This window comes from Enterovirga sp. CN4-39, from assembly GCF_049446235.1.
In the GTDB taxonomy this organism is placed as follows: domain Bacteria; phylum Pseudomonadota; class Alphaproteobacteria; order Rhizobiales; family Beijerinckiaceae; genus Enterovirga.
Genome location: NZ_JBMSEF010000001.1, coordinates 118,141 through 131,045 on the forward strand (window position 1 = coordinate 118,141; position 12,905 = coordinate 131,045).

The 12,905-nt window shown below is 68.5% G+C and carries 9 protein-coding genes and 1 pseudogene; 2 read left to right on the forward strand and 8 right to left on the reverse strand.

Going from position 1 to position 12,905, the window contains the following annotated elements:
- Window positions 1-39: 39 nt before the first annotated feature.
- The 4 genes from ACO2SS_RS00615 to ACO2SS_RS00630 are packed head-to-tail and all read right to left on the reverse strand — an operon-like array spanning window position 40 to window position 4,750.
- Window positions 40-798 carry an NUDIX hydrolase gene (locus tag ACO2SS_RS00615; RefSeq protein ID WP_423275627.1) on the reverse strand — a complete coding sequence of 253 codons (759 nt, stop codon included), beginning with the start codon at window positions 796-798 and terminating at the stop codon, window positions 40-42.
- Window positions 779-1,234: a DUF983 domain-containing protein gene (locus ACO2SS_RS00620; RefSeq protein WP_423275628.1), complete on the reverse strand. Its 456-nt coding sequence runs from the start codon at window positions 1,232-1,234 to the stop codon at window positions 779-781. Before ACO2SS_RS00620 ends, ACO2SS_RS00615 begins: the two co-directional genes overlap by 20 nt.
- The gene (gene rnr / locus ACO2SS_RS00625) at window positions 1,231-3,531 is read right to left on the reverse strand and encodes a ribonuclease R (RefSeq protein WP_423275629.1); all 2,301 of its coding nucleotides are present in this window, start codon (window positions 3,529-3,531) and stop codon (window positions 1,231-1,233) included. Before rnr ends, ACO2SS_RS00620 begins: the two co-directional genes overlap by 4 nt.
- Window positions 3,532-3,574: 43 nt before the next feature.
- Entirely contained in the window at window positions 3,575-4,750 is a 1,176-nt protein-coding gene (locus ACO2SS_RS00630) for a vWA domain-containing protein (RefSeq protein ID WP_423275630.1), read from the reverse strand.
- A 112-nt stretch (window positions 4,751-4,862) separates the two neighbouring features.
- Between ACO2SS_RS00630 and purS the strand changes: the two are divergent.
- Window positions 4,863-5,102: pseudogene (gene purS / locus ACO2SS_RS00635) on the forward strand (phosphoribosylformylglycinamidine synthase subunit PurS); the annotation flags it as partial.
- 130 nt (window positions 5,103-5,232) lie between these two features.
- Complete coding sequence (purQ, locus tag ACO2SS_RS00640) at window positions 5,233-5,931, forward strand: phosphoribosylformylglycinamidine synthase subunit PurQ (protein WP_423276205.1); 699 nt, start codon at window positions 5,233-5,235, stop codon at window positions 5,929-5,931.
- On the opposite strand, the gene ACO2SS_RS00645 is transcribed toward purQ, so the two are convergent.
- The 4 genes from ACO2SS_RS00645 to ACO2SS_RS00660 form a co-directional block, all read right to left on the reverse strand.
- Window positions 5,932-7,743, reverse strand: coding sequence for a cation:proton antiporter (locus ACO2SS_RS00645; RefSeq protein WP_423275631.1), 1,812 nt, complete (start codon window positions 7,741-7,743; stop codon window positions 5,932-5,934). It lies immediately after the preceding gene.
- Window positions 7,744-7,890: 147 nt separating this feature from the next.
- On the reverse strand, window positions 7,891-11,142 hold the full coding sequence (locus ACO2SS_RS00650; RefSeq protein ID WP_423275632.1) for an efflux RND transporter permease subunit: 3,252 nt from the start codon (window positions 11,140-11,142) through the stop codon (window positions 7,891-7,893).
- Window positions 11,143-11,152: 10 nt separating this feature from the next.
- Window positions 11,153-12,448: an efflux RND transporter periplasmic adaptor subunit gene (locus tag ACO2SS_RS00655; protein WP_423275633.1), complete on the reverse strand. Its 1,296-nt coding sequence runs from the start codon at window positions 12,446-12,448 to the stop codon at window positions 11,153-11,155.
- An 88-nt stretch (window positions 12,449-12,536) separates the two neighbouring features.
- A complete protein-coding gene (locus ACO2SS_RS00660) occupies window positions 12,537-12,905 on the reverse strand; it encodes a hypothetical protein (RefSeq protein ID WP_423275634.1) in 369 nt (122 codons plus the stop codon).

The following is a 12,905-nucleotide window of genomic DNA, read 5'->3' on the forward strand; positions in this document are numbered from 1 at the left end:
CGCCGAAATGGGCGCCAAGGTCAAGGATGACAATGCGATTCAGGCCGCGCTCAGCAATTCGCGGACGAAGCGCTTCTGCCGCTCGTAATAGAAGGGCACGGGCAGGTCGTGACCGAAGCCCTCCTCGGCGCGCCGCTCTAGCTCTTCCAGCATCACGACGGTGATCGGCGGCAGGTCGAGCTTCATGGCCTCCTCGACCTCCACCCAGACCAACTCGACGAGTTCCTTGTCCGGCCCGATGAAGCCGGGGTCTTCCAGGAGAATCGCCTCGCGGTCGATGGCGAAGAAGCGGGTATCGAAGCGCTTCGGCCGGCGCGGGGGCGTGATCGCCCGGCCTATGAACTGCACGGCGGCGAGGTCCGGCAGGACCCCCTTCTCGAAGAATGGTGCCCAGGAGCCCGAGGCAGGGCCGGCCGGCATGGAATCGGCCTTGCGGCCGATCATCAGGCCCGTCTCCTCGTAGGTCTCGCGGATGGCCGTGAGCGCGAGGGCACGGCCGCGCGATTGCGACGGCCGGACAGTCCTGGCGATCAGCGCCGCCTCGACGGCTGCTTCGAGCGCCCCCATCGCGGGCATCTTGCGGTCGTCCGACTCGATCCTGCCGCCCGGGAACACGAACTTGCCCGGCATGAACTTGTGGCCGTGATGGCGCTTGCCCATCAGGACCTTGGGGCTCGAGCCTCGGCGATCGATGATGATGAGCGTGGCGGCGTCCTTCGGCCTCTGGTTGGGCCAGCGTCGCTCCCGGGCGACGCTCGACACATACTCGGTTAGCCGCTCAGCGTGACCGTCGCTCACTCTCGTCTCCTGCCCGGCTCCGGATCTGCGCGGCCGATCCCGGCCGCCCGAAGCCGTGCATCCCTAAACCGTATTGCAGGCCGACGACAGCGCCCTTGATCGGCTGAAGGAGCGCCAGGCACAGCACGATCGCCAGGGTCGGCCAGAGAAGGGCATGCAGCCAGAGGGGCAGGCCCTCGAACCTCATCTCGGACACGTAGATGCCGTAGCCGAGGAGGTGGCCGACGATGAACATCACGATGTAGGGCGGGAAGTCGTCCGCCCGGTGATGGTGGAATTCCTGCCCGCAGGCGGAGCAGGCATGCTCCACCTTCAGGAACTTGCCGAAGAGGCGTCCTTCCCCGCAGCGGGGGCAGCGGCAGGTGAAGCCGCGCCAGACCGCCTGGCCCGTCGTCGGGGCGGCGGCGTCGCCGCCATAGGCCCGGATCTCGCTCATCCTCTGCCCCGCTTCCGCCTGGTGCCGCCACCCATGTCGACGACGCGCTTCTTAGCGCCGGACGGGCGGGAAGGCTTGGCCAGCGCGCCGCGGCGCTTCGTCCGGCCCGAACTGCCTTCGCTCAGCAACTCGAAGCGGAGCGCGCCAGCGATCGGGGCAGCCTCGACCAGCTTGACCTCGACGGTGTCGCCGAGCCGATAGGTCTCTCCCGTGCGGTCGCCGACGAGCGCGTGCTGCCGTTCCTCATAGCGGTAGTAATCCGCCCCGATGGTCGAGGCGGGCACGAAGCCGTCCGCACCCGTCTCGGCCAGCTTCACGAAGACCCCCGACTTCGTCACCCCGGAGATGCGGCCCGTGAAGGTCGCGCCGATCTGGTCGGCGAGGTGGAAGGCGATCAGCCGGTCGATCGTGTCCCGCTCGGCCGCCATGGCGCGGCGCTCGGCGGCGGAGATCTCCTCGCCGATCTTCGACAGCTGCTCCGTCGTCGTGCCCGCCGGAAGGCCGTCATCGCCGAACCCGAAGGCACGGATCAGCGCCCGGTGCACGATGAGGTCGGCATAGCGCCGGATGGGCGAGGTGAAATGCGCATAGCGGCGCAGGTTCAGGCCGAAATGGCCGAGATTCTCGGCCGCATAGACGGCCTGCGCCTGGGAGCGCAGCACGACCTCGTTGATGAACGGTTCGTGCTCGGAGCCCGCGAAGGCGCGCAGGATGCCGTTGAACAAGGCGGGCTTCAGCGCGCCTGCCTTCGGCAGCTTGTGCCCCACGGAAGCGAGCACCTCGCCAAGAGCCCGCATCTTCTCGAGCGATGGCTCGTCGTGGACGCGGTAGACGAGGGGAGAGTTCGCTCTCTCCAGCGCCTCGGCCGCAGCGACATTCGCGAGGATCATGAACTCCTCGATCAGCCGGTGCGCATCCAGGCGCTCGGGAACGTGGACGCGCTCGACCTGGCCCTCCGCGTTCAGCACGACCTTGCGCTCGGGCAGGTCCAGAAAGAGCGGCCCGCGCTTGTCCCGCGCCCGGCCGAGCGCAGCATAGGCGGCCCAGAGCGGCTTCAGGACGGGCTCGAGAAGCGGGCCGGTCACGTCGTCCGGCCGGCCATCGATGGCGGCCTGGGCCTGCGCATAGGCGAGCTTCGCAGCCGACCGCATCGTGACCCGGTGGAAGCTGTGACGCTTCTTCCGTCCGTCCGAGCCGATGACCATTCGCACCGCCAGGGCAGGGCGGGCCTCGCCCTGCCGGAGCGAACAGAGGTCGTTCGAGATGCGCTCGGGCAGCATCGGCACGACGCGATCCGGAAAATAGACCGAGTTGCCGCGCTTCAGCGCCTCGCGATCCAGCGGGGAGCCGGGCCGGACATAGGCCGCGACATCCGCGATGGCGACGGTCAGGACGAAGCCGCCCGGGTTCTCAGGGTCGGTGTCGGGTGCAGCATGCACCGCGTCGTCATGATCCTTCGCGTCCGGCGGATCGATGGTCACCAGCGGCAGGTCGCGCCAGTCCTCGCGTCCCTTGGCGCCGACCGGCTTTGCGTGCTCGGCCTCCGCCAGCACCTCGGACGGGAAGACATGCGGGATGTTGTGCGCGTGAAGCGCGACGAGGCTGACGGCCTTTTCGGATTTGAGGGAGCCCAGGACCTCGCGGATCTTCGCCTGGGGTAGCCCGAAGCGGCTCGCCCGGATGAGCGCGCCCGAGACGAGGTCGCCGTCCTTCGCGCCGTTCTGGTCGGCCTCTGCGACCAGAACTTCCCGGCCCTGAGCCTTCTTGTCCACCGGCACGATCCGCCCGCCGCCCGACGAGAGCGAGCGGAAGACCCCGAGGATGTCGGTGCGCTCCTTCGGCAGGACCTTCACGATCCGGCCGGCATGGGCGCCGTTCTCGCCCGGCCGCAGGTCGATCCGGACGAGCGCGCGGTCTCCGACGCCCGCGGCGCGAACGCCGGGCGGTACCCGCCGCCCAGGAACGATGACGATCCTCGGCTTCGTGCCGGATGCCTCGTCCCACTCGGCCGGCTCCGCCAGGAGCTCGCCATCGCGGTCCCGGCCCGTGATCTCGGCGACGAGCACGGAGGGGAGGGCGCCGTTGGCGCGCAGCCGCTTGCCGCGGCGGGCCAGCGTGCCGTCGTCCTCCAACTCGCGAAGGGCGTCCTTGAGCCAGATCCGGTCGGCGCTGCCGAGGTTGAATGCTCGTGCGATTTCGCGCTTGCCGACCTTGCCGGGCGCGCTCGCGATGAAAGCGGCCAACTCCTCCCGCGAGGGCAGGGGAGTCGGGCCTGTCTGCTTATGTCGTGATTTCACTATGCGCCTGAGATGGCCCCTGCGGCCTCTTGGCGCAAGGTTCTCACCTGACCAACTCGCGCATGGCCGCATCGAGCCCTTCGAGGGTGAGCGGGAACATCCGGTTCGACATGAGCTGGCGAACGAGGCCGATGGATTGGGTGTAACCCCAGTGGTTCTTCGGCACGGGCGAGAGCCACACGGCCCGGTGGAAGTGGCCGAGCAGGCGCTCCATCCAGACCTGGCCGGCCTCCTCGTTCCAGTGCTCGACCGAGCCGCCCGGCATAGCGATCTCGTAGGGGCTCATCGAGGCGTCGCCGACGAAGACCGCGCGATAGTCGGACGGATAGGTCCGGATGACATCGAGCGTCGGGATCACCTCGGAATGACGGCGGCGGTTGTCCTTCCACACGCGCTCGTATGGGCAGTTGTGGAAGTAGAAGTGCTCGAAATGCTTGAACTCGAGCCGTGCGGCGGAGAACAGCTCCTCCGCCTTCTCGATGTGCCAGTCCATCGAGCCGCCGACATCCAGGAAGAGCAGGACCTTCACGGCATTGCGCCGCTCCGGCCGAAGCTTCACGTCGAGATAGCCCTTGTTGGCCGTCTCGCGGATGGTGCCGTCTAGATCCAGTTCCTCGGCCGCGCCCGTCCGGGCGAAGCGGCGCAGGCGCCGCAGGGCGATGCGCATGTTGCGCACGCCGAGCTCGACAGTGTCGTCGTAGTCCTTGAAGTCCCGCCGGTCCCAGACCTTCACGGCGCGGAAGTTCCGGTTCTTGTCCTGGCCGATCCGGATTCCCTCCGGGTTGTAGCCGTAGGCGCCGTAGGGCGAGGTGCCGCCGGTCCCGATCCATTTCGAGCCACCCTGGTGACGGCCCTTCTGCTCCTTCAGGCGCTCCTTCAGGGTCTCGAGGAGCTTGTCCCAGCCCATCGCCTCGATCTGCTTCTTCTCCTCTTCGGTGAGGTACTTCTCGGCGATCTTCCGGAGCCATTCCTCGGGAATCTCGGCCTTCTCGAGCGCGCCCGCGAGCGTCTCGATCCCCTTGAAGACGTGGCCGAACACGCGGTCGAACTTGTCGAGGTTGCGCTCGTCCTTCACCAGGCAGGCGCGAGCCAGATAGTAGAACTCGTCGACCCGCTTCTCGGCGAGGTCGCGATCGAGCGCTTCCATCAAGGTCAGGTACTCGCGCAGGGTGACGGGCACCTTGGCCGCGCGCAGCTCCGTGAAGAAGTTGAGGAACATGAGCACCTTCTAGTGCGGGCAAGGGGCGGGCTCAATTCCGCTCCAGGCGCCACAGGATGACAAGGCGAGGTTCGCCACGGTAAGAGCGGTCAATTCTCCAGCCGGGTTCCCGATGAAAGCGCGCGTCACCGTTACCCTCAAGTCAGGCGTTCTCGATCCGCAAGGCAAGGCGATCGAAGGCGCGCTGACCTCGCTCGGCATCCGGGGCGTGCTCGGCGTGCGGCAGGGCAAGGTCTTCGACATCGAACTCGCCACCGACGATCCCGCCGAGGCGGAGCCATTGCTCCGGGAGGCCTGCGAGAGGCTCCTCGCCAACACCGTCATCGAGAACTTCCGCTACGAACTCGAAGGCGCCGAGGCCAAGAACGGCAAGAAGCGCGGGCGCAATGGCGTCCCGGCAACGCTTTCCGCCGAAGACCCGACGGTCGAGGCGGCGGAGGATGCCGAGATGCCGATCGAAGGACATCCGTGAGGTTCCGGACGTGAAGGCAGCCGTCATCCTTTTTCCCGGCTCGAATCGCGACGGCGACGTCGTGCGGGCCCTTCGCCTCTCCGGAGCCGACGTGCAGACCGTCTGGCATGCTGACGACAAGCTGCCGGCGGGTACCGACCTGGCCGTCCTGCCGGGCGGCTTCTCCTATGGCGACTACCTGCGCTGCGGCGCGATCGCGGCACGGTCTCCGGCGATGGACGCAGTTCGCGCCCATGCGGCCCGCGGAGGGCTCGTGCTCGGGATCTGCAACGGCTTCCAGATCCTCTGCGAGTCCGGGCTTCTGCCGGGTGCCCTGATGCGGAACGCCAAGCTGCGCTTCATCTGCCATCGCCAGCACGTTCGCGTGGAGCGGACCGATACCGACTTCACCCGGCAGTACCGGGCAGGCCAGGTGATCGACATCTGCGTGGCGCATGGCGAGGGCAACTACACGGCCGATCCCGCGACGCTGGCGAGGCTCGAAGGCTACGGGCTGGTGGCCTTCCGCTACTGCGACCCGAACGGGGAGGTCTCCGTCGATTCGAACGTGAACGGTTCGACGAACTCGATCGCCGGCATCTATTCCCAGAACCGGAAGGTGCTCGGCCTGATGCCGCACCCGGAGAACTTCGTCGATCCGATCGTCGGCGGGACGGACGGAAAGGCGCTCTTCGACAGCCTGGTGGGTCGCCTCGCTGCCGCGGCCTGATCAGCGCTTTCCGTAGGATCGCCGCGCGCGGAACTCGCCGCGCCGGCGGCCCGGGGCCTCGGCGGCACCATCCCCCTCCTCGCCGCGCAGCACGCGGCGGAACTCGTCCCGGCGCTCGTGGATGGAGGCTATGACGGGCCCCATCGCGATCCCCAGGTCCACGAGGACGGCCTCCGACAACTGCAGGCTCGCCTCGATGGTCTCCGGCACCGCGTCCGTGACGCCGAGCCTGTAGAGCTGGGCCGCATGCCGCGCGTCGCGGGCGCGTGCCACGATGGTGAGGTCCGGGCGCCAGGCGCGGGCGGTCTCGATCACGGCTTCGCTGGCACTCGATGCGTCCAGGGTCACGACCAGCGCCCGCGCTGTTTCGAGGCCGCAGGTCCGCAGGAAGAGCGGCGAGGTCGTATCCCCGTAGAAAACTGGCTGCCCCGCCTCCCGCTGCGCGAAGACCAGCGCGGGATTCGAGTCGATCGCCACATAGGGAATGCCGTGGCGGCGCAGCATGTCGGCAATGAGCTGCCCCACCCGGCCGAAGCCCGCGATCACCACGCGATCGGGCTCCGCGGGCGGATTCTGGAGGTTCACGGCCGTGCTGTCTGGCGCGATCCGCTGGCTCAGGGGCCTCGCGATGCGGGCCAGGAGCGGGATCAGGATCATCGTGACGGTGGTGGTGAGAAGGATCACCTGCCCGACATCCGGGGTTAGGAGCTCGCTCGCCATCGCGGCCCCGACCAGGACGAAGGCGAATTCCCCGCCGGCAGCCAGGAGAAGGGCCATCTCGACACCCACCCGGGCCGGGAGGCGGAAGGCGCGCGCGAGGCCGACGACCAGGACGGCCTTCACGACCAGGACGCCGAGGGAGGTCGCCAGGATCGTGGCCGGAGCCTTGAGCAGCGCGGTCACGTCCAGCCCCATCCCGACCGAGACGAAGAACACCCCCAGCAGAAGTCCCTTGAAAGGATCGACGACTGCCTCGATCGCCCTCCGGTACTCGGTCTCGGCGAGGAGAAGGCCAGCCACGAAGGCGCCGAGCGCCATCGAGATCCCGCTCGCGGCCGCGAGCAGGGCCGCCACGATGACGGTGAGGAAGGAGGTCGCGAGGAACAGCTCCGAACTGCCGGTCTGCGCGACGAGCTGAAAGAGCGGACGCATGGCCAGGCGGCCGGCGAGGACGATCAGCGCGAGTGCGACGGCAGCCTGTCCCAGGGCCAACAGGAGGTTCCAGGCGAGGCCCCCGCCAAGAGACGGGGCATCGAGCGCCGCGATGGTGAAGAGGACGGGCGCGACGGCGAGATCCTGGAAGAGCAGGACCGCGAAGGTGGAGCGGCCGGTGGGCGAACCGAGCCGCTTCTGGGACGCGAGGACGGGAACCACGATCGCCGTCGATGAGAGGGCGAGGGCAAGACCGGCCAGCACTGCCGCGACAGGAGGCACGCCCAGCAGCATGGCGATCCCTCCGATCGCCAGCGCGCATGTCAGCACCTGTGCGGCACCCAGGCCGAAGACCAGCCGCCGCAGCACCCGCAGCCTCTCCCAGGACAGCTCGATGCCGATCATGAAGAGGAGGAACACCACCCCGAGCTCAGCAAGGTGTGAGACCTCGCCCCGGTCCGCGATGGTAATCCAGGAGAGCCAGGGCGCCGCCTGAGTGAGGCGGCCCAGGCCGGACGGACCGAGGAGCGCCCCGGCGCCGATGAAGCCCAGGACCGGGCTGATCCGGAGCTTCGTCGCGAGGGGAACGACCACGCCGGCCGTCGCAAGGAAGAGGATGACTTCCTTGTACGAGCCGATATCCGTCACCGGGGCTGCCATTATGCCTTGCTCGTCCCCGGTCGCGGCAGGGCAGCCCTGCGCCGTCCCGAGTCGCCGATACGCTAGGTCACGGCGTGACGAGCTCGCAACAAGATGCCTTCATCGGGTGCGAGCTTTCGGGCTGGAAGGAGCCGGAGCCGGTATGGCTCACTCAGCCGCAAGATGAAGGTCGCGGTACTCGGCCCTCGGCTCGGTTTCTCCTTTCGCTGATGTCTCCGCCGTCCCGAAGAGGGCGTAGAGGGCTGGAAGCACGAGAAGCGTCAGCAACGTCGCGCTGATGAGGCCGCCGATGACGACGGTCGCGAGCGGCTTCTGCACCTCGGCGCCCGTGCCGGTCGCGAGCGCCATCGGCACGAAGCCGAGCGAGGCGACGAGCGCGGTCATCGCGACCGGCCGAAGCCGGGTCATGGCGCCTTCCAGGATCGCGTCGAGCTTGGGCCGCCCCTCCTCGACCAGTTGCCGGACGTAGGTGAGCATGACGAGGCCGTTCAGGACGGCGACGCCGGACAGGGCGATGAAGCCGACCGCAGCCGAGACCGAGAAAGGCATCCCGCGCAGCCACAGGGCCGCGATGCCGCCCGTCAGCGCGAGCGGAACGGCGCTGAAGACGAGCAAGGCGTCCTTGGGCGAGCCGAGCGCCTGGTAGAGCAGGAGGAAGATTAGGAAGAAGCAGCCCGGGACCACGATCATCAGACGCTGACGCGCCGCCGCGAGGTTCTCGAACTGCCCGCCCCAGGTGATCCAGGCTCCCGGAGGCAGGGTCACTGAGGAGGAGACCTTCGCCTGCGCTTCAGCCACCACCGAGGCGATGTCTCGCCCGCGGACGTTTGCGGTCACGACGATGCGCCGCTTGCCGTTCTCGCGGCTGATCTGGTTCGGCCCTTCCGAGAAGGAGAAGCCGGCGACCTGCTTCAGCGGGACGGAGGCGGCCTTGCCAGACGTTCCGGGCGGCAGCGGCACGGGGAGGTTCTTCAGCGCCTCCAGGTCGTCCCTGATCCCGTCCGGCAGGCGCACGACGATCTCGAAGCGGCGGTCGCCCTCGAACAGGACGCCTGCCTCGCGGCCGCCGATAGCGGCGCCGATCACGTCCTGCACGGCGAAGTGGCTGAGGCCGAGCCGGGCGATCTCGGCCTTGTCGATGCCGATCTCCAGAAAGGGCAGGCCCGTGACCTGCTCGACCCGGACGTCCTGCGCGCCCTGGACGGAGCGCAGCGCCGTCGCGACCTGGTTCGCGGCCGGAAGCATCGTGCTGAACTCCTCGCCGAAGACTTTTACCGCGAGGTCGCCGCGCGTGCCTGCCAGGAGCTCGTTGAACCGCATCTGGATCGGCTGGGTGAACTCGTAGTTGTTGCCCGCGAGCTGGCCGACCTTCGCCTGGATGGCCGCGATGAGCGCGTCCTTGGACATTGACGGGTCCGGCCATTCCGCCTGCGGTTTCAGGATGATGAAGGTGTCAGAGACGTTCGGCGGCATCGGGTCGGCCGCGACCTCGGCCGTGCCGGTCTTCGCGAACACGAAGGCGACCTGCGGGAAGGAGCTGACCGCCTTTTCGACCGCGAGCTGCATCTCCTGGGACTGCGTGAGGGAGGTCGACGGGATGCGCATCGCGTGCATGGCGATGTTCTTCTCGTCGAGCTGCGGGATGAACTCCTGTCCGAGCCGCAGGAACAGGAGGCCGCTGGCGAGGAACAGCAGCACGGCACCGGTCACCACGAGCGTGGGATGGCGAATGGCGCCGAGAAGCGCCGGCCGATAGGCGGCCTTCAGCCAGCGGACCAGGAAGACGTCCTTCTCCTGCACCTTGCCCGTGATCACGATGGCGATCAGCGCCGGCACGAAGGTCAGCGACAGGACGAAGGCCGCCGCGAGCGCGATGATGACCGTCAGCGCCATCGGGGCGAACATCTTGCCCTCGACGCCCGTGAAGGTGAGAAGCGGCACATAGACGAGGATGATGATGGCCTGCCCGTAGACGGAGGGCTTGATCATCTCCTCGGCCGAGCGCCGGACCGTCGCGAGGCGCTCCTCCAGCGTCAGTTTGCGGCCGAGCTCGTGCTGCTTCTCGGCGAGGTGCCGGAGCGAGTTCTCGGCGATGATGACGGCACCGTCCACGATGAGCCCGAAATCGAGCGCGCCGAGCGACATCAGGTTGGCGCTGATGCGGCCCTGCACCATGCCGGTCATCGTCATCAGCATGGCGACCGGGATGACGAGGGCCGTGATGACGGCCGCGCGGATGTTGCCAAGCAGCAGGAACAGCACCGCAATGACGAGGAGCGCGCCTTCGGCGAGGTTCCTGGCGACGGTCCGGATCGTCGCCTCGACAAGCTGGGTGCGGTTCAGCACCGTCTTGGCCTCCACGCTCGGTGGCAGCGAGCGCGCGATCTCCTTCATCCGCGCGTCCACGGCAGCCGCGACCTCGCGGCTGTTCCCACCGATGAGCATGAGGGCGGTCCCGACCACCGCCTCCTTGCCGTTCTCCGAGGCGGAGCCGGTGCGGAGCTCGCGCCCAATGGACACGGTCGCGACGTCCTTAACCCGGACCGGGACGCCGCCGCGCGTCGCGACCACGACATTGCCGATCTCGTCGGCGCTCTCCAGGCGTCCGGCCGAACGGACGACGTAACCTTCGCCATTGCGCTCCAGGTACCCGGCGCCGCGGTTCTGGTTGTTGGTCTCGACCGCCTCGGCGACCTCCTTGAATGAGAGCCCGAACCCGATCAGCTTCGCCGGGTCCGGCTGTACGTGATATTGCTTCTTGTAACCTCCGATGACGTCGACGCCCGCGACGCCCGGCACCGTCCGCAGCTGCGGGCCGATGATCCAGTCCTGCACCGTTCGGAGGTAGGCCGCGCGTTCGAAATCCGAGCGCAGCCGCTGGCCTTCCGGAGTCAGGTAGCTTCCGTCCGATTGCCAGCCGGGCTGTCCGTCCTTCACGGGCCGGCCGTCGCCGGGTTCCTTGAAGTGGACGGTCCACATGTAGATCTCGCCGAGACCGGTCGAGATCGGCCCCATATGCACCTCCGCGCCGGGCGGGAGGCTCGCCTTCGCCTCGGACAGCCGCTCGTTCACCTGCTGGCGGGCGAAGTAGAGATCCGTCCGCTCGCTGAACACGGCCGTGACCTGGGCGAACCCGTTTCGCGAGAGCGAGCGGGTGTATTCCAGGCCCGGGATGCCGGCGAGCGCCGTCTCCATCGGGTAGGTGACCTGCTTCTCGACATCGTAGGGCGAGAGCGACGGCACGACGGCGTTGATCTGGACCTGGTTGTTGGTGATGTCCGGGACGGCGTCGATGGGCAGCTTGGTCAGCGACCAGACGCCGACCGCGCAGGCGACGAGCGAGACGAGGAGCACCAGCCAGCGTTGGCGCACCGAGAAGTCGAGGATACGGCTGATCACGGTCCCGCCCTCAGTGCACGTGCTCGGCCTCGGCCTTGCCGAGTTCCGCCTTGAGGACGAAGGAGTTCGTGGCCGCGATCGTCTCGCCCGGATCGAGCCCGAACACGATCTCGACCGAGGTGTCGTCACCTTTGCCGAGGACGACCTCGCGCTTCTCGAAGCCTTTCTCGTTCCGGACGAACACGACCTGCTCGCCAGCGATGGCCTGCAGCGCCGAGCGCGGGACCCTTACGTCGACGGTTTCCTCCGAGATCGTCACCTGCGCCGTGACGTAGGACCCTGGCCGCCAGGTGTTATCCTTGTTCTCGACCGAGGCGATGACGCGCGCCGATCGGGTTTCCTGGTTCAAGACCGGGCTCACGAAGACGATCTTGCCCCTGTGCGGCTCCGAGCCCGCGCCGGCCGAGATCGCGACCTCCAACCCTTCGCGGATCGTCGCGAGATCGCCGCTCGGGACCGCGAGGTCGATCCAGACCGACGAGAGATCGGCCACCACGTAGAGCTCCTTCGCCTCGCTCTCGCCGCCGACCGGGGCGCCTAGGTCCACGAGCCGCTCGATGACCCGGCCGGCGATGGGAGAGCGGATCTCGTATTTCTGCAGCCCGGAGACCGTGCGCCTCACCGACCCGGCCGAGGCGGTCTGAGCCGGGCCGAAGCGCCGGGCCAGATCGGCGACGTCCGCCTCCGAAAACCCGAGCGCCTGAAGCTTCTGGGAGGCGAGTTCCACCCGCAGATGAGCCTCGGTGAAGGTCTGGCGCGAGCGCAGATATTGCTGCTCTGCCGAGATGCGCTTCTCCCAGAGGGTCTGCTCGCGCTCGAACAGGGTCTGCTGCAGCTCGAGATTGGTGGTCGCGGCGAAGAACTCGCTGCGCGCCTCCGCCACCTCGCGGCTGTCGAGCACGGCGACGACCTCTCCCTTCGCGACGGGCTCCCCGAGGCGCTTGCGCATTTCGGCGACCGTGCCGACCACCTTTCCGGCGATGCGCGAGACGCGGTCGGCATCGGTCGTCACGATGCCGGGCACCGTGAGCTTGCGCGCCAGGGTGCCGCCGGCGGCCGCCGCGAGCCCGATCCTCGCTGCCTCGATCTGCTCGGCCGTCATCGGGACGTGGCCCTCGGGACCCTCTCTCTCGCCGTGGCTGTCATGACCGTGACCGTGCGCATGACCATGGCCGTCGCTGCCTGCCGGCGCTGGCGGCACCGCCAGGCCGGCAAGGTGGCGGACGGATTCGGAGACCCCCGGCACGAACGTGCCGGCAATGAGCCCCAGCCCCACGAGGGCGAGGCACGCCAAAAGCTTCTTCATGAGATCCTGACCTGAACGCGCGCGAAGAATGCCCGTCGAGGCGCAGCGCGCCCGGACGTCGCGGCAGGGACGGCTCAGCCGGCCCGGATCAGGTTCGAGGGGGCCTCGGGGGCGGGTTCGTCGGCCAGGCGGGCGCGGCGCTGGGTGCCGCCGCGAAGCGCGCGATGCGCGCGAGAGGCGTCGCGAGCGGGGGAGCGAAGGTGATCGCCGCGACCTGGTGCTGACAGGCGCAGCAATGCGCGGCGCCGGGATCCAGAGCGTTGCCGCAAGGGTTGGGAGACCCGTCCAGCAAGACGATTTCGGACGCCCCGTCCCGCGCCGGGGCGAGATCCGCGGCCGCGGGGTGGATTGCCGCGGCCAGGACGGCAACGCAGATCAGCAGCGCGAGCGCGCGCCGCCAGGAGGCGAGAGCCCCCCGGAGCCGGACGCCCCAGCCCTGCTGAACCGCTCGAATCAT

Excerpts from the sequence above, each read along its gene's own strand:
- ACO2SS_RS00645 (WP_423275631.1), bottom strand. The coding sequence starts at position 7,743 with ATGGCAGCCCCGGTGACGGATATCGGCTCGTACAAGGAAGTCATCCTC.
- ACO2SS_RS00655 (WP_423275633.1), bottom strand. The coding sequence starts at position 12,448 with ATGAAGAAGCTTTTGGCGTGCCTCGCCCTCGTGGGGCTGGGGCTCATT.
- ACO2SS_RS00630 (WP_423275630.1), bottom strand. The coding sequence starts at position 4,750 with ATGTTCCTCAACTTCTTCACGGAGCTGCGCGCGGCCAAGGTGCCCGTC.
- ACO2SS_RS00660 (WP_423275634.1), bottom strand. The coding sequence starts at position 12,905 with ATGATTCGAGCGGTTCAGCAGGGCTGGGGCGTCCGGCTCCGGGGGGCT.
- ACO2SS_RS00620 (WP_423275628.1), bottom strand. The coding sequence starts at position 1,234 with ATGAGCGAGATCCGGGCCTATGGCGGCGACGCCGCCGCCCCGACGACG.